This is a genomic window from Clostridium felsineum DSM 794, from assembly GCF_002006355.2.
Classification (GTDB): Bacteria; Bacillota; Clostridia; order Clostridiales; family Clostridiaceae; genus Clostridium_S; species Clostridium_S felsineum.
The window spans coordinates 3,162,722-3,187,715 of sequence record NZ_CP096980.1 but is presented as its reverse complement, the minus strand read 5'-3'; the positions used below and the strand labels follow the sequence as shown (position 1 = coordinate 3,187,715).

16 protein-coding genes and 1 other annotated feature are annotated in these 24,994 nt (G+C 28.8%); of the genes, 11 read left to right on the top strand and 5 right to left on the bottom strand.

Annotation, left to right across the window (positions count from 1 at the left end; translation table 11 throughout):
- The first annotated feature begins 251 nt into the window (after positions 1 to 251).
- From CLFE_RS15145 to CLFE_RS15120, 6 genes are read left to right on the top strand one after another with little or no spacing between them, the layout of a single operon-like run.
- Complete coding sequence (locus CLFE_RS15145; RefSeq protein ID WP_176091528.1) at positions 252 to 1,376, top strand: glycosyltransferase; 1,125 nt, start codon at positions 252 to 254, stop codon at positions 1,374 to 1,376.
- Positions 1,377 to 1,393: 17 nt separating this feature from the next.
- Positions 1,394 to 1,789 (top strand): response regulator, encoded by a 396-nt coding sequence (locus CLFE_RS15140; protein ID WP_077892792.1) that lies wholly within the window; start codon positions 1,394 to 1,396, stop codon positions 1,787 to 1,789.
- Positions 1,755 to 3,005, top strand: a complete 1,251-nt coding sequence (locus CLFE_RS15135; RefSeq protein WP_077892793.1) for an oligosaccharide flippase family protein — start codon at positions 1,755 to 1,757, stop codon at positions 3,003 to 3,005. Before CLFE_RS15140 ends, CLFE_RS15135 begins: the two co-directional genes overlap by 35 nt.
- Positions 2,998 to 4,149, top strand: coding sequence for a glycosyltransferase family 4 protein (locus CLFE_RS15130; protein ID WP_077892794.1), 1,152 nt, complete (start codon positions 2,998 to 3,000; stop codon positions 4,147 to 4,149). Before CLFE_RS15135 ends, CLFE_RS15130 begins: the two co-directional genes overlap by 8 nt.
- A 2-nt stretch (positions 4,150 to 4,151) precedes the next feature.
- Positions 4,152 to 5,027, top strand: a complete 876-nt coding sequence (locus CLFE_RS15125) for a glycosyltransferase family 2 protein (RefSeq protein ID WP_077892795.1) — start codon at positions 4,152 to 4,154, stop codon at positions 5,025 to 5,027.
- A 16-nt stretch (positions 5,028 to 5,043) separates the two neighbouring features.
- Positions 5,044 to 9,525 carry a hypothetical protein gene (locus tag CLFE_RS15120; protein WP_077892796.1) on the top strand — a complete coding sequence of 1,494 codons (4,482 nt, stop codon included), beginning with the start codon at positions 5,044 to 5,046 and terminating at the stop codon, positions 9,523 to 9,525.
- Positions 9,526 to 9,709: 184 nt separating this feature from the next.
- Here CLFE_RS15120 and CLFE_RS15115 read toward each other — a convergent pair whose 3' ends face one another.
- A complete protein-coding gene (locus CLFE_RS15115; RefSeq protein ID WP_077892797.1) occupies positions 9,710 to 10,069 on the bottom strand; it encodes a tetratricopeptide repeat protein in 360 nt (119 codons plus the stop codon).
- 208 nt (positions 10,070 to 10,277) lie between these two features.
- Here CLFE_RS15115 and CLFE_RS15110 point away from each other — a divergent pair, with 208 nt between their 5' ends.
- Positions 10,278 to 14,573 carry a 2-hydroxyacyl-CoA dehydratase gene (locus tag CLFE_RS15110; RefSeq protein ID WP_077892798.1) on the top strand — a complete coding sequence of 1,432 codons (4,296 nt, stop codon included), beginning with the start codon at positions 10,278 to 10,280 and terminating at the stop codon, positions 14,571 to 14,573.
- A 68-nt stretch (positions 14,574 to 14,641) separates the two neighbouring features.
- Here the strand turns inward: CLFE_RS15110 and CLFE_RS15105 are convergent, their stop codons facing one another.
- Entirely contained in the window at positions 14,642 to 15,175 is a 534-nt protein-coding gene (locus CLFE_RS15105; RefSeq protein ID WP_077892799.1) for an RIO2 family protein, read from the bottom strand.
- 174 nt (positions 15,176 to 15,349) lie between these two features.
- Positions 15,350 to 15,564: a binding site (T-box leader), on the top strand.
- A 48-nt stretch (positions 15,565 to 15,612) separates the two neighbouring features.
- Between CLFE_RS15105 and CLFE_RS15100 the strand changes: the two genes are divergently transcribed.
- The 4 genes from CLFE_RS15100 (at position 15,613) to CLFE_RS15085 (ending at position 21,356) form a co-directional block, all read left to right on the top strand.
- Positions 15,613 to 18,258: a valine--tRNA ligase gene (locus CLFE_RS15100; RefSeq protein WP_077851242.1), complete on the top strand. Its 2,646-nt coding sequence runs from the start codon at positions 15,613 to 15,615 to the stop codon at positions 18,256 to 18,258.
- An 83-nt stretch (positions 18,259 to 18,341) separates the two neighbouring features.
- Entirely contained in the window at positions 18,342 to 19,643 is a 1,302-nt protein-coding gene (locus tag CLFE_RS15095) for a bifunctional folylpolyglutamate synthase/dihydrofolate synthase (RefSeq protein ID WP_077892800.1), read from the top strand.
- Positions 19,644 to 19,684: 41 nt separating this feature from the next.
- Positions 19,685 to 20,395: a S1 domain-containing protein gene (locus tag CLFE_RS15090; protein ID WP_077836114.1), complete on the top strand. Its 711-nt coding sequence runs from the start codon at positions 19,685 to 19,687 to the stop codon at positions 20,393 to 20,395.
- 118 nt (positions 20,396 to 20,513) lie between these two features.
- Complete coding sequence (locus CLFE_RS15085; protein ID WP_077836115.1) at positions 20,514 to 21,356, top strand: polysaccharide deacetylase family protein; 843 nt, start codon at positions 20,514 to 20,516, stop codon at positions 21,354 to 21,356.
- Between the two features lie 43 nt (positions 21,357 to 21,399).
- On the opposite strand, the gene CLFE_RS15080 is transcribed toward CLFE_RS15085, so the two are convergent.
- From CLFE_RS15080 to CLFE_RS15070, 3 genes are read right to left on the bottom strand one after another with little or no spacing between them, the layout of a single operon-like run.
- Entirely contained in the window at positions 21,400 to 21,924 is a 525-nt protein-coding gene (locus CLFE_RS15080; protein WP_077892801.1) for a phosphatase PAP2 family protein, read from the bottom strand.
- Between the two features lie 48 nt (positions 21,925 to 21,972).
- Positions 21,973 to 23,079, bottom strand: a complete 1,107-nt coding sequence (locus CLFE_RS15075) for a YibE/F family protein (RefSeq protein ID WP_139356094.1) — start codon at positions 23,077 to 23,079, stop codon at positions 21,973 to 21,975.
- Positions 23,080 to 23,083: 4 nt separating this feature from the next.
- Positions 23,084 to 24,985, bottom strand: a complete 1,902-nt coding sequence (locus CLFE_RS15070) for an LTA synthase family protein (protein ID WP_077892802.1) — start codon at positions 24,983 to 24,985, stop codon at positions 23,084 to 23,086.
- Positions 24,986 to 24,994 lie beyond the last annotated feature (9 nt).

The window sequence follows — 24,994 nt, the reverse complement described above, 5'->3', positions numbered from 1 at the left end:
AAATAAAAAAATGAGGATAATGTAAAGCATTATCCTTTATTTTTTTGTCATAATACAAAGAAAAATAGCTAGTACATAATAATTTTGTTAATAAAAAAATTTACACTAGTTGTAGGCTAATCCATATTATGATATAATTTGGTAAGAATACAATATTAATAATGAATTGCACTTATATAGAAAAATTAAATTAAATTAAGGTCAGTGACAAAATAAAGCATTAAAATTGAGAATCAGTGGGGGGACAAAGTTTGGATAGCAAAATATTTATAATAACTGATGGCAAAAGGAATATACCATATAAGGATATAATAACATTCTATGATATAGATACGTTTGATTTGGAGGAACTAAATTTTATAAAAGAACTCTCCTATTCTCTAGTTATAATAGATGCAAATAGTTCTTTAAAGTGTATTTCTGTAGCAAATATTATAAGACTATCAAATATGTGGATGCCAATTCTTATAGTAGTAGATGCAAAAACTTCATTAAAAACAGAACTAGAGTATTTAAATAATATAAAAGGACTCGGACAAATAAAATTACTTAGGTGGAAGGATAAATATCCATATGAAATTGTAGATGGAATTCAAAGTATTTTAAAACCAATGTATTTTATAAAGGCATCAAACATAGCAGTAGTTATTCCAATATATAATGAAGCAACAAGAATTAATTATGTTTATGATTTTATAAGTAAAATAAAAATTATGATAGAAAAGGGCTTTACAAATGCTAGTATCTTCTTTTTAAATGATGGAAGTACTGATGAAACAGAAGAATTAGTAAACAAGCTATTGAACCACTATAAAAAGAATGTAGAGTGGATAGATGATAAAGCAAGTATATCTTACTACAAGCTCAGTTATAACACTAGAAAAGCAGGTACATATATAGAAGCACTTAGTCATATACGTGCAGATACTATAATTTTTGTGGACTCTGATGATTCTTTTAAAATTGATGATATAGTTCTTATGCTCAATACAATTAAACTTGGATATTATGATATAGTGATTGGAACTAAGGATAAAACGGCAGAAGATAGAAGTGTTATTAGGAAATTTGTAAGTTTCTTTAAAAGAATTATTACTAAACCTTTGCTTCCAGGAAAAATAGACGATTCGCAGACAGGTCTTAAAATAATGAATTGGAATTGTGCTAAATATATATTGCCGTATTTACATGAGGATATGCAGCTAGCTATAGATCTTGAGATGCTATATATTGCAAAAAAACTTAATTTTAGGGTTTTTCAGCTTCCCGTTAGATGTACAGATAGAGAAGGTTCACATGTGAATGTAGTAAAGGATTCTTTAAAATTTATTAAGAGTATTTTTAAAATAAAAAAGTTACATAAAAATATGAGGTAACCTTAGGGGGTAAAATTATGTACAAAAATTCAATATTGTTTGTTGATGATGTTAAGTTTATTTTAAAGACACTAGATGACCTTTTGAAAGATGAGAAGTTCAACAAATTTTATGCTTCAAATGCTAATGAGGCATTAGATGTACTTGAGAATAATGAAATTGATGTAATAGTAACGGATATACTTATGCCAGGAATAAATGGTCTTCAACTTTTACAAATAGTTAAGAATAAATACCCTAAAATAGTTAGAGTTGCTCTGTCAGGAAATTATAATTCTTCATTCATAATAGACGCTATAAATAAAGGAGAAGTCTATAGATATTTAACTAAACCATTGAATGTAGGAGAAAATTATAAAAAAATAATAGAGGAAACTATTGAATATTCAAATTATCTCAAATCTGCTAGGTAAAAAAAAGAAGATTCAAGAAGTAATATTTCCTGTATTAGATGTTAGTTTAAATGGAGTAAACTATTTTTTTCATATATTTGTAAGCTGGTATTTAATTCCTAAAGATTATGGGAGACTTAATTCTCTTTTATCCTTAATATCAATTCTTACTGTCATTGGTGTGTCTTTTCAGACATATACAGCAAAGTATATTTCAAAAGGAAAAGATGATGAAATTACATTAAAAGGTATATTCAATTGTTCTATATTATGTTTTATACTTTTTATGTGCTGCATGCTTATTTTTTCACCGTTAATAATAAAAACTACAAAAAGTGATTTTATAAGTATTATTATAATTATTTTTATACTTGGTTCTAATATTATATTAAGTGTTATAAGAGGAATTTTCCAAGGTAATAAGAGCTTTTTTATGCTTAATATAAGTTTTTATATTGAAGTAGGAACAAAAATTATAGTACTGTTTTTGTTATTAAAAAACAATAGGAGCATACATTCAGCGCTTCTATCTATATTGTTTGGTATGGTATTTTCTTTGATTCATGGTATTTATGCAGCAAGAGGCTTTTTTAATAAAAAACAAAAAGGAAATATACCTAAAACTATAGTTAAAAAGGTTACTAATATTTATGTAACTAATTTCTTTTTTAATTTTTTTACTTCAATTGATATGATAATGGTTAACTATTATTTGCCTCAAAGTTCAGGTATATTTGCTGTTGTTTTAAAATATAATCAACTTTTAAGTTTTGCATCCTCAAGTATATTTACAGTATTTATTCCTCTTCTTACTGAGAGAATTTATGATAGGAAAAAGTTTAATAAGGGTATTAAGAATTTATTTTTAATAATGTTAGCGGTAAGCACTCTTACCCTCATATTTTATAAATTTGTAATGCCTTATACAGTTACAATGTTTTTCGGAAAGGAATATGCACAGGCTAAAGGATATTTGTTTATTGGAATAATATCATATATTTTCTTAAGTTTTATTTTTATTATAATAAATATTTATATGATAATTGAAAAATGGATGCATTTCATAACTCTTTCAGTAGCAGCTATTTTATTTGTTATTATAATAGCATTATTCCATAGAAGTATAAGCTCTATTATATATATTGAAATAATTTTTTACGCGGTACTCTTTCTTATGTTGCTAATAGGGGTTTTTGCTAAGGATTTAAGACAGAAGGGAGAGATTAACAATGATTGATAATAAAATTAATATATTATTTTTATCCTGGAGGGATATAAAATGTCCTAAAAGTGGAGGAGCAGAGGTATTTACACATGAAATGCTTAAAAGAGTAGACTTTAATAAATATAATATAACTCATTTTTCACCTATGTTTGAGGGAGCTAAGGAAAAAGAAGTTATAGATAATATAGAATATATAAGACGTGGAAATATCTTATCAGTACTAAGAGAAGCCAGGAAGTATTATAAATACAATAAAGAAAAGATCCATTTTGTAGTAGATCAATGTAATACTCATAAGTTCTTTACGCCACTATGGGTTGAAAAGAAAAAAAGAATATTCTTTATACATCAGCTTACGAGAGAAATTTGGTATGCTAATACTAAATTTCCAATAAGCACTATAGGCTATTTGTCAGAAACCCCTACATTAAGATTATATAGAAATGATTACACTATAACAGTATCAAATTCAACTAAAAATGATCTTCTAGATATAGGGTTTAATAAGGATAAGGTACATATTTTTCCTGAGGGCATTGATTTTAAACCTTGGGAAGAAGATAAGCTTGTAAAAAATAAGGGCGATATCTTTGGATATATAGGAAGGTTTGTGAATTATAAAGGTATTGACGCTGCAGTTAAAGCATATGTCAGCCTTAAAAAATCTAAACCGAATATTAAGCTTTGGATTATAGGAAAAAAGAAAGAGAAATATATTAAAGAAGTGTTATTGCCAATATTGCAAGAAAACAATATATCATATGGAAGTAGGGAAGAAAATAAAGATATAACTTTTTTTGGTTTCGTATCTGATAGTGAAAAACTTGTGTTAATGAGTAAAATGAAAGCTCTTTTATTCCCTTCAATAAGAGAAGGATTTGGACTTACTGTAATAGAAGCAGGTGCAGTTGGTACACCAACAATAGTATATAACTCAAAAGGCTTAGTGGATGCTGTTGACAATGGAAAAGCAGGATATTTGTGTGAGAATAACACACCTGAAAACCTATGTTTGCTTATGAAAAGAGTGATGGAAAATAATAATGAATACAATATGATGGCAAAAAATGCCTATGATTTTTCACTAAGATTTAATTGGGATAGTACATCAAAATATTTTGATAGTTTCATAAATTATATAAAAGGAGAGAAATAGATTTGGAAGGCATAGTATCAATAGTTTTCTCAACTTATAACAATAAAGAAAAGGCATTAAAGTGTATTGAAAGTTGTTTGAAACAAAAATATGATAAATTATATGTAATAGTAGCAGATGATGGATCAAGTGATGGGGCTCAAGAGGAATTTATAAAAATTCAAAAGACAGACTCTAGGTTTAGAGCCATACTACTTGAGCACAAAGAGAGAGGAATAGCTAGAAGTAAAGCAATATCTCGTGCAAAAAGGCTTGGGAGTGATTATATTTATATAATAGATTCAGATATGATATTAGAGGAAGAGCTTATACAAAAGTGTGTAGATTTTTTTAATAATAATAAAAAAGTAGGAGCGCTTATAATACCAGAGCATGCTTTTTCAGAATATAAAAATTTTTATTCAAAGGTTAAGGTTTTTGAAAGAAATATAATAAATAATGCAGGAGAAGAAATGGGAAAAAACTCCATAGAAGCAGCAAGATTTTGGAAAATAGATGCTTACGATTTGTCAGGAGGAATAAATCCTGGACAAATATCTTTTGAAGAAACACAACCTACTATAAGATATGTAGAAAAGGGAGGCTGTGTAAAAAGAGCGACATTTACAAAGGTTTACCATGATGAAAAATTTGTAACATTAAAAAATTTGCTTCAAAAGAAAAAGTATTATTTTTCTGTAATGGATAAAACAATACAATCAGAAAAAGGTGGATTTATGAAAACTCTTAAAAGGTGGTATTTTTTCAGACCAGTTTTATATAGAGCTAGCAATCTTAAAAGATATGTAAGGCATCCTATTTTAACACTGGGTGTAATAAATATGTATACGATTCTCACGCTTATAGGAGTGTTTCAAATTATAAAACATAAAAAGTGAGGGAGTTTTACTATATATGAAGAAAATAAGGATTAAATTAAAACAATTTTTTTTAAAATATAAATATGATATTATATGCATTTCAATATTGAGCTTACTAATAATTCTTATACTTAATCCTTTATACAAAAGTGGACATGTTGTTTTTAGTGATATTGATTTTGGATTTTCTTCAAAAGGTTATATGGGTGAAATATTTGGGGTTTGGAATGAAAGATGGAGTACTTCAACGCTTCTTAATGTACCACGTCTTTTATATGTAACTCCATTTTATTTATTATCAGCTATATTTAATTACAGTGGAGCAGTATTTTTTAAAAGTTTTCTTACAGGTATAATATTAGCGTCAGGAATAGCTATGTATGTATTCGCTAATACAGTAATAAATTTATATTATCCTAAAAAAAATAGTTTTCTAAAAAAATCTGTGCTTTTAACTGGAGCTTTATATTATGCTATAAATCCATGGGTTATAACAAGAATTCAACATATATATCTTTTATGTGGATACAGCCTATTTCCACTGATGTTAATGTTTTATTTAAATGCTTTTTATCCTAGAATGGAAAAGACAATAATTAAAGATTATGATATAGGGAGTCCTAAAATTTATAAGAGAAATATATTTGATATGTTTATGTTAAGTATTGTTTTTGCATTAAGTGCTGCTGCAATACATTATTTTTTTTATGGAATTATAGTTATTCTTATCATAACTTCTTTTATATTATTTAAATTATTTTTAGATGCAAAGAGAAAAAAACAATTTAAGTTTAAAGCTATAATGGTGAATTTTGTAGCTAAGATTATGATATTTATCCCAATATTTATATGTGTAAATGCATATTGGCTATCTATGTATGTGTTTAGCATACTCTTAAAAGCTCAAGTTTCCCAGCATAATGTAAATGTGGTTGATACATTTTTTTTATTTGGTAAGTATAGTTCTATAAAAAATATACTATATGCTATTTCTTATTGGTGGCCTATGTTCAATATACAAAGTCTCAATTGGAGCTTTTATGTAGCTGGGGGAATAATTTTAATTACAATATTATATGCAATAATTTTTGAGACAAAAAGAAGATATCTTATACTTTCCTTTGCATTACTTTCAGTTATTTTTCTTATAGTATCAACGGGGCCTAATTTCGATTGGTTTTATAAAATTTTTATAGGAATAAATAGTTTGCCCGTTATAGGCAGTATATTTAGAGATCCCAACAAAATGGTAGCACTTATGTTGTGCTTTTTTAGTTTGCTTCTAATATTTGGCGTATATTCAATAGCAAAAAGGTTTAGTAAATTTAAATTTTTTAAACCTTTTTCAGCTTTAACCGTGATTTTAATCATTGTAAGTTTGTTAATATACATATATCCTTATTATATACACTACTTAGCTGGATTTTATAGTCCTGTTAAGCAGCCTAAAGAATACATAGAACTTCAAGATAAACTTAAAAACAAGGATTTTACAAGTAAAGTACTATATCTTCCTATTGCAGATAATATGACGCAATCAAAAACAGGGGTTGCAACACCATATTGGAATGTTAATGGAGAAAAGTATGGTATGGAAAAGGCAACAGGAGATATACAAGTGTACTCATCTTCAAAGAATACTGTTTTTCAACATGAAGGCAATTCAGTTAATATACAGTATTATATTAATTTTCTTCAGTACTTAATGGATAGAGGAATGTCCCATAATATGGGAAATTTAATAAGTGCATTTGGAGTGGATCAATTTGTATATCATAATGAGTATAATGGACAAAGTGAACGACAGGAGTTTAATAAAAAAATATTAGAAGATAGTACCTCTCTTAAAAAAGTATATGAAAATAAAATAGCTTCGCTTTATAATGTTAATAGTAATTTACCTTATTTATACAATGTGCCTAAAAAAATATATACGCCATATGGGTTTAGTAGACTGGAAAGCTATAATAGTATACCAAACTTTAATTTTAAAAATTTTGGAGTTATATTTTCTGCAATAGATAGAAAGCCTTATATAGATTTTTTAAATAAGGGAGATTATATAGAAGGTTCCAATTTGGATGATATTGTAATGTGTAATTTGAAAGATGATGATTATGTGCTGCCTTTTGATGCAGTAGATAGTGCTGATGCGTACATGAATTGGGCTAAAACCTTATGTCAAAATGGAGATTGGATATGGCTTTTAAATTCAATTGGTATAGAAAATTTTCCTTTCGATTTTGATTTTAATTCAGGGGTAGTATATACATTTTCTACTATGAAATTAAATGCAGCTCCAAATAAGGTAGATAGAATCAAGGGGAAAAATATAGTTGATTTTAAAACCATTATAAAGAACGGTAGTTTTTTTGTATCAGAGAACCCAGATGAATATAAAATTGAAGCTGATACAAAAAATAAAAATAGGAATGCTCCTGAGGTTAAAGGGGAAATAGAAAAAGGTAATTCTCATAATATATGGGAGGTTGCTAAATCAGGTGTAATAAAAGCAAAGGAAAATAATCCATATAAATTTAAAATAAATATTTCGGGAGAAAATACTAACAGGATGCATCTTAAGGCTAAATTTTATGATGCAGATATGCATGAGATATATAATAGTTATGTTGTTAAGCCATCTGATGATACAAGTTTTGAATCTATGAATTTTACGGGAGAGTGTGTAACACCACCTAAAACCAAATACATGAGATTAGAGCTCTTATCCTATAAAAATCCTAAACATAGGATTTATTGGAAGGTTCACGATATTAATATTTATGACCTTTGTGAATATAAAATACCTAATACCTTTGTAATGACTAAAAAGTTAAAAAAGGCTGAAAGAGCAAAAGTATATATAAGAACATTGGTTTCGAAAAATGGGGGACAGCTTAAAGTAACTATAGGAAACAAATCTGTTAGTGTTAATACAGTTAATACTTCACAAAGCCAATTTAAATGGATCTGTTTAGGCGATTTTAATTTAAATTCTGGAAAGAATAATATTAAAGTTGAAAATAAAGATGGGTTTAACGCTATAAACTTATTTTCAGTGGTTCCTGAATCAGAATATACGAAAGTTATAAAAAAGGTTTATAAAAAAGCAAAAAATTGCAATGTTTTTAGCGAGCTAGAAGCAGAAAATGATTTCGATTATTCAGGCAATATTCAAAGTGATAGAAGATATCCAAAATTAAGTATGGGAAAAGCTATAACTTCACAGAATGGTGTTTTAAAAAGTAATTTAGATATCATAAAGGATAGTCAATATTCATTTGCTATAAATATGAGTGCTTTTAAGGGGAATAATGGATATATAACTTTTCAAATTGAAAATCTTAAAGACAATAGTATTATTGAGAGGCAGATATCCAGTAATGAATTTAATGCAAATAATGATAATAAAAATGAAATTATAGATGTAAATCCCTTAAATACGAATTTTCAGTATACATTAAAGGATATACCCAATCAAATGAACTATATGAAATGTGTAGAATTAAAAAATATACAACTTAAAAAGGGAAAATATATTATAAGAGTAATTTTTAACAGTAATGCTAAAGAATTAAGCGATTTTAGTGATATTCATAAGTTTGCATATAATGAACAAATAGATAAAAAGAAAACAGATAAGAAAGGCAAAGGCAAAAAAAATAATAAGAAGAAGGAGAAGGCAGAAAAGCCGGAAGAAAAAATAAACGATAATATGATGAGTAGTCACGTTGACAACGGCATATTTAGGATAGATGTAAAAAATACTAAATCTACTGATTGGTATGATTATGCATCTAAAAAAATAGATGTGATTGAGGAAAATGAATATCTATTTCAGGCTGACTTAATATCAAAATTTGTGAGAGATAGACATATGAAAGTTGTATTTATGGATAAAGATTCAAGAGTAATATCTGATGTATATATAAATGATATTGATGAAAGATTTAAACAGGATTGGAATTCATATCAACAAATAGTAGAGGTGCCTAAGGGAGCAGCATATATGCAATTTCATATATTATGTAGGGGAGATATAAAGAGTGATGGATATGTAGAAATGAAAAATTATAATATTTACCACTATTCAGAACTTATATCCATTGATAATTTAATTATGTTTGAAGGAAATAATTTTAATGAATTTTTTCCTTCAAGGGTGCAAAGAAAAAAGGTGAAATATTCAAGGGTTGATTCAATGAAGAGAAATTTTTCGGTTTCAAATTCTAAAAAAGAAAAAATATTAATAAATTATATAGAATCAACAACACCTCTCTGGAGTTTGAATTTAGATGGGAATAGTGTTAGAGGAGATTTGGCGGTAAATGGATTAACTTCTGGTTTTATTACAAATAAGAGTGGAAGTGGAGATATTAGTGTAATATTAAGAAAAATATATTATGGAAGCTTTGTATTTGAAGGGTTATCAATTTTATTATATATTTTCTTGTATAAAAAAATTAATTTCATAAATAAAATTTTGAATAAGTTTAAGAGTTGTAAATCTAAATAATATTGTGTTTTATGAAAAGCTTTGTTTTAAATAAATCTTTTTATATGTGATATTTAAAACAAAGCTATAAGTTGTGAGAGTTATAGTACCTTATTTCTTTTAAAATATCTTAGGGTTGAACCTCTTAATTGGTAATATTTTAAAAGAAACAATGTAAGAACTATATTCAGATGTATATATTAACTTAAAAGGAAAACTTTTTATAACCATTTAAAATAAGAGTAATAGCTTTTTCGCAGTCAACATCATCATAATTAAGAGCCCAAGCTCTGTTAAAATACATTAAAGCTTTTTTCTTATCGCGAAGCATAGCATAGCAATAACCTAGATTAAAGAAGTATCTACTATCTATTTTGGTTTTTATTGCTTCTTTTATGAATGGTATTGCCTTTTCATATTCTTTAAGTTTTATGAGACACACAGCTGAATTATATAATGAAGCAGATTCATTTTCTTTTAACTCTAAAGCTTTTTTATACATAGAAAGTGCTTTTTTGTAATCTTTTTTATTATAGTAATCTGTAGCCTTATTAAAATATAGCATGTTAATAACCTCCTCGTTATACTTGTATTTAAATTTATATCCAAAATATGTAATGCTATTCAACCATTATAAAAAATAGTTCCAATAATAGTTGTTCTTAGATAATGCATATTAAGGAATATACAATTTAAATTATTTTCTAAAATGTTTAAAAAAAATAATTTATGTGTTATACTAAATTGAATTCAAAATAGATAGGAAGGTAACTATGAGAAAAAATTTACATTTAGGTTTAGATGTAGGGTCAACTACTGTAAAGATAGTAATTTTAAATAGTAATGATGAAATTATATATAGCAAATATGAGAGACATTACTCAGATATTAAGTTTACTATTATAAGCCTTATAACTGAAGCTTATGAAAAATTTAAAGATGATGATGTTACCGTTATGGTAACAGGCTCGGGGGGATTATCTGTTTCTGAATGGATGGATGTTAAATTTATTCAAGAGGTAATAGCTTGTACCAACACTATTGAAAAAATTATTCCAGAGACAGATGTTGCAATAGAACTTGGTGGTGAAGATGCAAAGATAACTTATTTTTATGATAATAATATAGATCAGAGGATGAATGGAACTTGTGCAGGAGGTACAGGAGCGTTTATAGATCAAATGGCTACTCTTTTGAAGACAGATGCTTCTGGATTAAATAAACTGGCAAGTGAGCATAAATGTATATATCCAATAGCTGCCAGATGTGGTGTTTTTGCAAAAACAGACGTTCAACCCTTATTAAATGAGGGTGCGGCAAAAGAAGATATTTCAGCATCAATATTCCAAGCGGTAGTAAATCAAACCATAAGTGGTCTTGCTTGCGGTAAACCTATAAAAGGTAAGGTCGCTTTTTTAGGAGGACCTCTTTATTTTTTATCAGAATTAAGACAAAGATTTATTGAAACTTTAAATCTTACAGAAGAAGAAGTGATTTTTCCTGAAAACTCTCAACTTTTTGTAGCAATGGGAGCAGCACTATCATCTAAAAGTGAAGAAGTTATAACTTTTAGAGAGATAAAAAAGAGACTTTTAAAGCTTAATAAGGCTAATAGTGATGATGTAACTAGGCTAGCTCCACTTTTTAGGGATGAATCAGATTATGATAAATTTAAGGAAAGACATGATAAGGACAAGGTTAAAAGAAGAGAGCTTAAAGATTACAGTGGAAAGTGCTTCTTAGGAATAGACGCAGGTTCTACAACAACAAAGGCAGTTTTAATGTCGGAAGAAGGGGAACTTCTTTATTCGCACTATGGAAGTAATGAAGGAAGTCCTTTAAATAGTTCTATAAAAATTTTAAATGACATATACGGTAGGCTTCCTAAAGATGCATATATAGCCAATAGTACAGTTACAGGTTATGGTGAAAGCTTAATAAAAGCAGCATTGAAGATTGATATAGGTGAAGTTGAAACAGTTGCTCACTATAAGGCTGCGGATTTCTTTAAGCCTGGTGTGGACTTCATATTAGATATAGGTGGACAAGATATGAAGTGTATTAGGGTAAAGGAAGGTGTAATAAGTTCTGTAACATTGAATGAAGCTTGTTCTTCAGGCTGTGGTTCATTTATAGAAACCTTTGCTAAATCATTAAATATGGATGTACGTGATTTTGCTAAAGCAGCTCTTATGTCCAAAAACCCTGTGGATTTGGGTTCAAGATGTACTGTGTTTATGAACTCAAAAGTAAAACAAGCCCAAAAAGAAGGCGCTGAAGTAGGGGAAATTTCTGCAGGACTTTCTTACTCCGTAATTAAAAATGCTTTATTTAAAGTTATTAAGATTAGAAATCCAGAGGATTTAGGGGAAAAAGTAATAGTACAAGGTGGTACCTTTTACAATGATGCAGTTTTAAGAAGTTTTGAGATGATATCTGAAAGAGAAGTAGTTAGACCAGATATTGCGGGACTTATGGGCGCATTTGGAGCAGCTATTATAGCAAAGGAAAATTTAAGTGAAGGTTATAAATCTTCTCTATTAAAGGAAGATGAACTTGAAAAATTCAAAGCTAACACAAATATGAGGCGATGCGGAAAATGCGCTAATAATTGTCTTTTGACCGTAAATGAATTTTCTGATGGAAGAAATTTTGTTACCGGTAATAGATGTGAAAGAGGTGCGGGAGAAGAGATTAAGAAAAATGATCTTCCAAATCTATATGACTACAAATATAAAAAGATTTTTGGATATACTCCATTAAAGAAGGAAGAAGCAAAAAGAGGAGTTGTTGGAATTCCAAGAGTTTTAAATATGTATGAAAACTATCCATTTTGGCATACTTTCTTTACAGAACTTGGTTTTAGAGTTGAACTTTCTCCGAGGTCTTCTAAAAAGGTTTATGAAAAAGGAATGGATACAATACCTTCAGAATCAGTGTGTTATCCGGCAAAAATAACACATGGACACATTGTAAGTCTTATGGAAAGAGGTATAAGATTTATATTTTATCCATGCATCCCTTATGAAAAAAAGGAGCAAGAGGGTGCATCTAACCATTATAACTGTCCAATAGTAACATCATATGCAGAGGTTATAAGGAATAATATTGATGGACTTAGAGAAGGGGATATACTTTTTAAAAATCCTTTTGTGTCATTAGATGATAAAGGAAAATTAAAGACAAGGCTTTTAGAGGAACTTAAAGAGTTCAATTTAACTCAAAGTGAAGTTAATGAAGCTGTTAATAAAGCATGGGATGAGCAGGAAAATATAAGGCAGGATATAAGGAAAAAAGGTGAAGAGGTCTTAGCTTATTTAAAGAAAACAGGTAAAAAAGGAATAGTTTTATCTGGAAGGCCATATCATATTGATCCTGAAATCAATCATGGTATACCAGAACTTATAAATAGTTTTGATATGGCAGTTTTAACTGAAGATTCAATAGCTCATCTTGGAGAGGTTGAGAGACCTTTAAGAATCGTAGATCAATGGGTATATCATTCAAGACTTTATGCAGCGGCAAGCTTTATTGCGAGAGAGGATAATCTTGAACTTGTACAACTTAATTCCTTTGGATGTGGACTTGATGCAGTAACAACAGATCAAGTTGAAGAAATACTAGATCAATATGGTAAAATATACACTCTTATAAAAATAGATGAAGGAAGTAATTTAGGAGCTATAAGAATAAGAGTTAGATCTCTTAAGGCAGCTATGTCTGAAAGAGAGAAAAATAATGTAAAGCCAGAAAGAAAATTTGAAAATCAGAAGAGAATAGTATTTACTAAAGAAATGAGAAAAAAACATACTATTTTAATGCCTCAAATGGCACCTATGCATTTTCAATTTTTAGAGTCAGCGCTTATAAGTGAGGGTTATAATCTTGTTGTTATGCCGTCTGTGGACAAGAAGTGTGTTGATGAAGGACTTAAACATGTAAATAATGATGCTTGCTATCCATCTATAATAGTTGTGGGACAAATGCTAGAAGCGTTAAAATCAGGAAAATATGATTTGAATAATACTTCTGTTTTAATTTCTCAAACAGGTGGTGGATGTAGAGCGACTAACTATATAGGTTTTATAAGAAAAGCTTTAAAGGATGCAGGTTATGGAAATGTACCTGTAGTTGCAATAAGTGCTCAAAGATTTGAAAAAAATCCTGGAATAACATATGGATTATCTACGGGAATAAAAGCGATAAAAGCTGTTCTATACGGAGATCTTTTAATGAGGGTACTATTTAAAGTTAGACCTTATGAAAAAGTTAAAGGTTCTGCAAATGAGCTTTATGACAAGTGGGTAAATGTATGTAAAGAGGATTCTAAAAATAAAAAAATCAAAACCTTTAAGAAAAATGTTAACGACATAGTTAAAGAATTTGATCAATTAGAAATAAATGATATAAAGAAGCCTAAGGTTGGACTTGTAGGAGAAATTTTGGTAAAGTTCCATCCAACAGCAAATAACAATGTAGTTGATACTATCGAAAATGAAGGGGCAGAAGCTGTAATGCCTGATCTAATGGACTTTATGCTATATAGTTCATACAATGCTACTTTTAAAGATAAGTATCTTCATACTAACAAGAAGGCTAAGTTACTTTCAAATGTATTGATTGAAGCTATAGAGTATTTTAGAAAACCTATGAAAAAAGCGCTTTCTGAAAGTAAAAGATTTGAGCCACCAAAATCTATTAAAGAATTAGCAGAAGGTGTAGCTGACATAGTTTCATTAGGTAACCAAACTGGTGAAGGATGGTTCTTAACTGCTGAAATGGTAGAATTAATTGAAGGTGGAACTGAAAATATTATATGTATGCAGCCATTTGCTTGCCTGCCAAACCATGTTACTGGTAAAGGTATGATAAAAGAACTTAAAAGAAGATATCCTAAGGCAAATATAGCAGCTGTAGACTTTGATCCTGGTGCTAGTGAGGTTAATCAGTTAAATAGAATAAAGCTTATGCTTTCAACTGCCTTTAAAAATTTAGAGGGTTCTAAGAATGAAGTTGAAAATATAGCTAGTGAAGAGACCGCTGCAGTAGAAGAAACATCAAGTATTTAATCAAATAAATGGCAAGTTTTTATTAACTTGTCATTTATTTTTTGTATTTAACAGAATAATAAATTTATTTAATGCCATTTTTTATATAAATCTGGTTTTTCATACTTTAAAATTCTCCAAAACAAATCAATGCAGCCGTAATGTTTTAAGTCAGATATTAAATGATAGGGTGCTTTTAGCTTTTCTGTAAAGCTGCGCCTAGGATCAATTACCCTAAGTTTACTGTTATTTTCAATGAACACATGTACAAATCTTACATCTATCTTTTTAAATCCAGCATTCTTTATATATTCTAAAAAATAGATAAGTTCTAGTATTAATTTTTCTGAGCAGCCATTTTGAGTTATATAATCTGATATATTTATACCGTCAATATATTCTCTTATCATATAATGATTGTGGAATTCATAAGGCTTTGGAAAATAAGGATTATCCCCTAGTTTTTTTAATATATGATATTCATCTTTGCAGGAATTTGGATTTTTAAATATTTTTACAACCCTATTGTCTGGCATTAAGTAAACACTTCCACCATGCCCCTTACCTAGAAATTTGCATTCTTCTAATTTTATTATTGTATTGCTGTGCTTTTTATTTTTCATTATTCACACCTTCTTTTTAATCTTATGTCAAAATAAAGTTATTCTTAATATTAGCTTATAAAAGAAAATGATATTTGTTACATAAATATGTATATGTGCTTATGATTATATTGACATAATTCTAAATTTAATTATAATAAGAATGAGTAGCTTTATAATGCTCTAATAAATTAAATATAAACGTTGAAGAAGAAGAGTAAAAGTAAATAGCATTAAGAGAGGGGAATTTTTAGCTGTAAGGTTTCCTATGTAAAGTACTTTGAAGGTAGCTTCTGAGTTCTTCTATTGAAAGTTTAAGTAGATAGAAGCGGTGGTTTTCTTACCGTTATTTTATAGAGAGTCTGCATTATGCAGGAATAAAGGTGGTATCGCGCACAGTCGTCCTTTGATGGACTTCTGTGCTTTTTTATTTTACATAGAAGAAAGGAAGGATTTCAATGAAAGAATTTGATGAAATGGCAAAAACTTATGATCCTAAGGAATTTGAAGATAGAATATATAAATGGTGGGAAGAAAAAGGCTTTTTTACACCTAAGGTAGATAAAAATAAAAAGCCTTATACAATAATGATGCCACCTCCAAATATAACAGGAAAGCTTCATTTAGGTCATGCACTTGATTGTGCTCTTCAGGATTTTATGATAAGAGCAAAAAGAATGCAGGGATATGAAGCACTATGGCTTCCAGGACAGGACCATGCAAGTATTGCTACAGAAGTAAGAGTGGAAAAGGAACTCTTAAAAGAAGGCTTAAATAAAAAAGAAATGGGAAGAGAAAAATTTCTTGAAAGAGTATGGGATTGGACTAAGGAATATAGAGAAAGAATAAAGAATCAACAGAAGAAGCTTGGTGTTTCAGCTGATTTTACAAGAGAAAGTTTTACTATGGATGAAAAACTCAATAAAGCTGTTAGAACGGTTTTTGTAAAGCTTTATGAGGACGGCTTAATATACCAAGGAAATAGGATAACTAACTGGTGTCCAAAATGCCAAACAGCTTTGTCTGATGCTGAAATAGAGTATAAAGAGGATCAAGGTTTTTTCTGGCATATTAAATATCCAGTAGAAGGAGAAAATGATTTCATTGAAATTGCAACAACAAGGCCAGAAACAATGTTAGGTGATACGGCAGTTGCTGTTAATCCTAAGGATGAAAGATATAAGAGGTTTATAGGCAAAATGTTAATTCTCCCTCTTTTAAATAGAAAAATAGAAGTTGTAGCAGATGATTATGTTGATATGGAGTTTGGTACAGGAGCTGTTAAAATAACTCCAGCTCATGATCCTAACGATTATGAAGTAGGAAAGAGACATAATTTAAAAGAAATAGTTATGCTTAATAATGATGGAACTATAAAAGAAGGTTTTGGAAAATATTCAGGAATGGATAGATACGAAGCAAGAAAAGCAATAGTTAATGATTTAAAAGAAGAGGGATACCTTGTAAAAATAAAAGAACATGTTCATAATGTTGGAACACATGATAGATGTGGAAGCATAATTGAACCTATGATATCAAAACAATGGTATGTTAAGATGAAATCTTTAGCAGAGCCAGCTATAAAAGCAGTAAAAGAAGGAGAAACTAAATTTGTACCTGAAAGATTTGATAAAATTTATTTCAACTGGATGGAAAACATTCAAGATTGGTGTATATCAAGACAATTATGGTGGGGACATAGAATTCCAGTATGGTATTGCAAGGATTGCGGAGAAATAATAGTTTCAGAGAAAGAACCAACAGCTTGTGGAAAATGTGGAAGTGAAAATTTAGAGCAGGATAAAGATGTTTTGGATACATGGTTTAGTTCAGCTCTTTGGCCTTTTTCAACACTTGGATGGCCAGATAAAAATGAGGATTTAGAATACTTTTATCCTACAAATACACTTGTTACCGGATATGATATAATATTCTTTTGGGTAGCAAGAATGGTGTTCTCTGGAATTTACAATATGGGAGAAACTCCATTTAAGCATGTTTATATACATGGACTTGTAAGAGATGCAGAAGGAAGAAAAATGTCAAAATCCCTTGGCAATGGTGTAGATCCATTAGATGTAATAGATACATTTGGTGCAGATGCACTTAGATTTATGCTTATAACAGGAAATGCACCAGGAAATGATATAAGATATAAAACTGAAAAGGTAGAAGCTGCAAGAAACTTTGCAAATAAGATTTGGAATGCATCTAGATTTGTTCTTATGAATCTTGATAAAGATATTATGAATAAATATAAAGATGCAAAAGATTATAGTCTTGCCGATAAGTGGATACTATCAAGATGTAATTCTCTTGTAAATGAAGTAACAGACAACATAGAAAAATTTGAACTAGGAATAGCCTCTCAGAAAGTTTATGATTTTATGTGGAATGAATTCTGTGATTGGTATATTGAGCTTATAAAGCCTGTTATGTATAGTGATGATGAAAAGGCAAAGGGAATTTCATATAATGTTCTTCACAAGGTTTTAACAGTAGGACTTCAATTACTTCATCCTGTAATGCCTTATATAACTGAAGAAATTTATAAGCATGTTGGAGGAGAGTATGAAGCTATAGCTGTATCTCTATGGCCTAAATATACAGATCACTTACATGATGAAGCTTCTGAGAATGCTATGAATTACATTATAGAAGCAATAAAGTCAATTAGAAATGTAAGAGCTGAAATGAATGTGCCACCTTCAAAGAAAGCTAAAGTTATGATTTTTACTGAAGATGAAAATAAAGCTGCATTTGAGCTTGGAGATAAGTATTTTGAAAAATTAGCATACGCTTCGTCTGTAAGCTTCCTAAAATCTAAAGATGAGGCTCCGGAAAATGGTGTATCTTGTGTAACAAAAGGTGCAGAAATATATATGCCTCTTCTTGATTTGATAGATGTAACTAAGGAAATCGAAAGATTAAGTAAGGAGAAGGATAAACTTCAAAGTGAAATTGATAGGGTGAATAAAAAACTTTCTAATAAGGGTTTTACAGCTAAAGCACCTGAAAGTGTGGTTGAAGCTGAAAGGGTTAAAGGCGAAAAGTATAAAAAAATGCTTGAGGCTGTTGAAGAAAGAATAAAAGCACTTAAATAAAGATTTAATTATTAAAATGCAGGTGGTAGGAGAAAAACTATCACTTGCAATTTTAGAAAAATATAATTTAGGGGGCGTTTTTTTTGAATTATGAAGAAGCTATTAGTTATATACACGGTTCTTTGAAGTTTGGTATAAATCTTGGACTTAATAGAGTAGCAAGGCTTCTTGAAATTTTGGGAAATCCTCATGAAAAAATAAAATGTATTCACATTGCAGGTACTAATGGAAAAGGTTCTACAACAGCAATGATAAGTCAAATTTTAATTGAGGCAGGATATAAAGTTGGAATGTATACCTCCCCTTATATAGAGGAGTTTGAAGAGAGAATTCAAGTAAATAATTGCAATATACCAAAAGAGGACTTATGCAGCATAATAGAAAAGGTAAGTTTAGCTGTAAAAAAGCTAAAAGATGAAGGTATAGAGGATCCTACTGAATTTGAAATAATAACCGCAGCAGCATTTTTGTATTTTTCAGTAAAGAAGGTTGATTATGCAGTAATTGAAGTTGGACTTGGAGGAAGATTTGATGCAACCAATGTAATTATGCCTATTTTAACCGTTATAACTTCAGTTAGTTATGACCATATGAAAATACTTGGAGACACATTAGGAAAGATAGCTTATGAAAAGGCAGGAATCATTAAAGATAAGGTTCCACTTGTTTTATATCCTCAAAAAAAAGAAGCAGAAGTGGTTATAAAGAGTATAGCTGAAGAAAGAAAGGCAAATATAATTAATGTGGGAGAAGGCAAAGCGGAATTTATAGATAACTTGGTTGAAAAAGATAGATATTTTCAACATATACATATGGAAATTCTACAAGATCAGTATGATATAAAGCTAGCCCTTCTTGGAAAGCATCAGATTAATAATGCAAAAACTGCGGTTATGGCTATTGAAGCATTAAAAAATCAGGGTGTTCACATAAGTAAAAATAATATCATAAATGGGCTCTATAAAGTAAGATGGAGAGGTAGGCTTGATGTCATAGAGAATAATCCACTAGTTGTGTTGGATGGGGCACACAATGCAGATGGAATTTTAAAGCTTAAAGAAAGTATACAAATTCATTTTAAATATAATAAATTAATTCTTATTTTAGGAATATTGGCTGATAAAGAAGTGAAAAAAATGGTAGAATTAATAGTTAGAGATGCAAGTAAAGTTATAACAGTATCACCACATAGTGATAGAGCAGAGGATGAAGAAGAGTTATGCAATATGGTAAAAAGGTACAATAATCAATGTGAAGCGGAAAGAGATTATAATAGGGCTTATGAAAAAGCTGTTTCTTGCTATAAAGAAGGAGATATGATCCTTGTATGTGGTTCGCTTTATATGATAGGAGATATGATTAAGATTATAAAGAAGAAACACTAAATTATTATAGTACAAAAGCTTTGAAGAATAGGAGAATTAGTATGAGGGAAATAGGATTAATAAGATGGTTTGGTGGATATAATTTAAGAAATAAAAAAATGAATGATTTTGGATTTATAAGAGATGATAAAAATAATGATTTATACTTTAACAAAGGGCATGTACAGTGTAAACTTAAAGAACTTATAACAGGAAGAGCCGTTACTTTTCAAAGGGGAGTAAACTTTAAAAATGATAGGGAGCAGGCTATTAGGATTAAACTTTTAAAGGATGAAGACGACAGAGAGATTTTTTATGATTTTTTCTATAGCAGTATATTTTCTGAGATTGAATTAAATGATAAAAGTGAAGTGCTGCTGAATATAGATGAAAAAGAAGTTTTAGATTTTTGGGGTACTTATTCGGAAGATTTGAAAGTGTTATTTTTATATAGACTATGCTTAGAAAACAAGGAGTTTAAACTTATTGAAAAAATAAATGAAGAAAATGAATTTATAAGAGCTATGCTTATATTATATTGGGCTAAAATAAATAAATGTAGTAACGGAATAATAATAAAGAAGGCAATTAATTTATTTAAAAGCTATATAGAATATATTGGTGAAAATTCAAGAAAAGTTAATTCTAATATTAATTATAATAAAAAAGAATATAAAACTCTTTTAATTGAATTTGTAAAAGCATGTACGTTAAATGAACAAGAAAGTGAAGAGTATACAGAGTTATTAGATATAATTCAGTTAAAGCTGTAAAAAGTATAGTGTAATAAACTATACTCAGAATATATGAATTCCATATTTATTATGTATTTTTAATAATATCCTTAGTTTGCTATAATGAAACAGATAACGATTGTAGAGGGTGAAAATATTGGTTAAAAACAAAAGTAAACTAATAAAAAAAAGAGCAGTGCTTGTTTGTGTATTAGCACTTGTAGTTATTTTGGGGTTTTGTATTATCCAAAGAAAATATAGTAAGAAGAATATTGTAACGGCTACTAAAGTTGATAGAAGTATTAAAAAGAAGAAAATAAAAAAAGTTGTCAGTAAGGAAAAACCTAATCCTAATGACTGTAACATAGATAATTTAGGTCAAGGTCCAGTTTATCCCTGGAATATGGAGAAGGATAGTAATAAAAAAATAGCATATTTGACATTTGATGATGGCCCATCGGTTAATACAACTAAAATTTTGGACATACTAAAGCAAAATAATATACAAGCTACGTTTTTTTTAATAGGAAAAAATGCACAGGCATATCCTAATTTAGTTAAACTAGAAGTAGCAAATGGAGAATCAGTTGCTAATCATACATATAGTCATGTAATAAATTATAGAGAAGCACCGGAACAATTTATACAAGACATAAATAGATGTGATGTAGTTCTTAAATCTATACTTGGGGATAAGTATATACCTAAATTTGTTAGATTTCCAGGAGGATCATATGGTAACAGACTTCAACCTTTTAGGGTAGCAGTTACTAATTCAGGATATAGATACTTAGATTGGAATGCTCTTAATGGAGATGCCGAACATCCCAATGTTCCGGTTAACCAATTAATAGATAACGTGAAGAAGACTGTGGCGGGTAAAAAGGTAGTTGTAATATTAATGCATGATGCAGGAGCAAAGACAACAACAGTACAAGCTCTTCCAGAAATAATACAGTATTTAAAATCACAAGGCTTTTCTTTCGGAAAATTAGTATAAAATAAAAGACATAAATCTTTATGTAAAGATTTATGTCTTTTATTTAATGTTTTTTTCTAGGTATATAATTTAATAGGCAAGTGGAAAGTATAGCTAAAATAAAGCCACAAATTACATCTAAAGGATAGTGATGTCCAACATACACCCTCGAAAATCCAACAATAATTGAAAAAAGAATCATTATTTTTCCAAGAGGCTTGTTAAGCTTTAGAATACTAAGAGCTATAGCTAAAGTAATTATAGCATGATCGCTGGGAAAAGAAGAAGTGGTTTTATGAAAATAAAGTAAGTGTACTTTATTTAATACAAAAGGTCTGTTAACAAAGTAAAATTTACCTAATATAAATACTAAAATCATATCAAGTATAATTATAAGTGCAGAGCAAATAGTGATTTTTTTTATGTAAGTATTTTTTAAGACTATACCTAAAATAAAGCTTGTAAAAAGTATTCCTATGAAAAGGTATATAACGTATTTTGACATGAAAATCATAAATGTATCAATAATGTGGTTTTTCGTAGATAAATTGTTTATGTAATGAAATAAACTTAAATTTAATTTTGTCATTTAGTAGCCTCCGTTAAAAAGTTTTCTTTAGTTAAATAAAGAAAATGATTAAAGTTCATTTTCCTTATTCATATTTAGTAATAGAGCAGCAGTTACAGCAGTTATAGGTACAGTAAAGAGTAAGCCTAAACTTCCAGCTAAAGAATTTAAGATTTCTGTAGCAATAATATCTTGATCTAAAATTCTATACAGTGGAAGGTTATATGAAAAAACTAAAATTAAATTGTATAAATTACCGCCTACATAAGCTAATATTAGGGTATTTGCCATAGTACCCATAATATCTTGTCCTATTTTCATAGCGGATTTTATTAAAGCTGAAGTACTGATGTCAGGTTTTTTTTCTTTTATTTCGCTTACAGAAGAAGCTATGGACATGCTAATATCCATTACAGCACCTAAAGCTCCCATTAGTATTCCACTGAATAATAAACCTCTGAAATTAAAGTTTTTATCTTGAGAGATATATACTAGCATTTGAAGTTGTTCGTCTGTGAAACCAGTTAATTTTAGTTTAGAACTCAATACCAGTGCGATTATAGCTGCAATTAATAAACCACTACAGGTGCCGATTATTGCTGATAAAGTTTTTTTGTTTTTTCCACTTATTACAATTAAACTTATAGTGCTTATAGCTATACATAATATAATAGATACAATTATAGGATTATAACCTTTAACTATAAGAGGTATTAATACCTTTAAAATAACAAAACCAGTTACTAAAAGAGCTAAAATAGATTTTAACCCCTTTTCACCAGCTAAAACCCCCAATAAAAAGATAAAGGAAAATATTAAAATATATAAAGCTTTATATCGTACAATTTCGTATATATAAACTCGCTTTATAGTACCATTTTCGTTTTCTTCGATATTAAGAAGAACGTTTGAATTCTTCTCAACCATGTATTCATCAAAGGTTTTATCATTTACTATGTTATCAACCGTTACTACTTCACCTTTATGATCACCAGAAGTGATCTTTACATTTAATTGATGCTGATTAAGTTTGCTTACACCTTTTTTTGAATTGCCTATAGTTGTCCCAATTACCTTCCCTGAGATTGGTTTATTAGCTGCAAAATCATAAGTAACATATGCTATTAGTAAAGATAAGAAAAAAAGTATAATAACTGTATTCTTTTTAATTTTCATATGACTACCTCTTTTTATCCTTACTATCATCTTTTAGAAAAGTTTTCATTAGGTTATGATTTAAAATATCATCAGAGTATTGTAATTGGGTTAACGAATCTTCTTTCATAGCTTTTAATTTTGAGGTTGGTTTTATGGTTTTCTTATCATCAATGTCATAATAACTATCCTCAAAAGAAACATAAAAATACTTTCCGTCAGTAAATGAACCATTTCTAAAGGTAACAACATTATTTTGAGTATTCAATAAATCTGAACCAAACATATATTTTTTATCAAGCCCAAACAAATTTGCTATAGTAGGATAAAGATCTATTTGGCTACTATACATAGAGTTTACTCCTTTATTTTCATCATGAGGAAAATGAATAAACATAGGGACCTTTTGAAGTTCGTACCAATCTAAATTTGTTGGATTTTTGATGTTTTCAAAATTATAAAGATCCTCTATTGAGTTTTTAGGTATTGCAAAATGATCTCCATAAAGCACAACTATAGAATTATCAAGCATACCTTGTTTTTCAAGGTTATCTAAAAACATTCCAAGTTGAGCATCAGTATAATGTATTCCATTTAAATAATTTCCAAGTAAAGTTCCTTTATATTTTCCTACATCAAAATTACCATAACCTTTTTGATCATCATAAGGATAATGACTGCTTAAGGTAATTAAAAAAGAGAAGTAGGGTTGTTTGAAATTTTTCATCATTGGTAATGTCTGATTAAGCCAAGATTTATCGCTTAAACCAAGTCCAACAGTTTCATTGATATTATAATTACGCTCAGCAAAATAATCATGAAAATCCTCTGCCTTGTACATTACATTTCTGTTCCAAAAGCCTTCCTTGTATCCGTTTATTGCAGTTGTGTAATAACCATTGTTATTCATTTGTCTAGCTAAAGAATCATAGGTGTCATTACAATACATATAGTAAGCAGCACCAGAATCTGCTGGATATAAGGAATTGTTTGATAAAAATTCAGCATCAGAAGTAACTCCAGAGGCTACTTGATAAAAATAATTATTAAAATATAAGCTTTTTCCCATCCATCTATTTAAGTTTGGAGTAATTTCTTGTCCATTCATTTTTGCACCAATTACAAATTGCTGGAGAGCTTCTACTTGAATCATAATTAAATTTTTACCTTTTGCAGCTCCTGTAAAATTAGAAGTTGTATAAGAATCCTTCTTTTTTAAGTAATTTTTTATTTCCTTTTGCCTTGCAGGGGGTAAGGTTTTTAAATCCTTTACTTTTGTAGATATAACATTATAGGCATCAATAACTTGGAAGTTAACAATACCAATAACCTTTGCTATATACATTTTGTTAACCATTGTAGAGATTAAAGTTGGTTGCTCAATAGTTAAACTATAAATTTTAAGTATATTTATAGGTAAGGCAATACACAAAAGTATTAGAAATTCTGCAAAGCGTATTTTAAAAATTGCGGTTTTATTAAAGTAACCTTTAAAAATTCGAATTAAAGGTATTAATATTATACAATCAATAAGATAAATAAAATCTGAAGGATATAATAAATCTCTTAAACTAGAAGATACACCACTTAAAAGAATACCATTCCTTATAACAGAAAGTGATATACAATCTTTAAAATATCTATAATAAGCAGAATCAGCTATTAATAGTATACTAATTATTAAATTAAAAAAATAAAGAAATCGGGTTCGTCCTTTATTTTTAAATAAAAGTGAAATACTGCATATTACAATTATTGATGAAAGAACTGGTGGCAGTATAAATTTAATACTAAAAAAAGTAGGGGATATTAACTTTTCATAATTAATAGTTTTAATAGTAACAGCTATAATAGTATACAAAATATATAAGTGTCTAAGCAAGAATTCTTTAATATTATTTTTTAAATTAACTAGTTTATTATTCATTACTTTGCC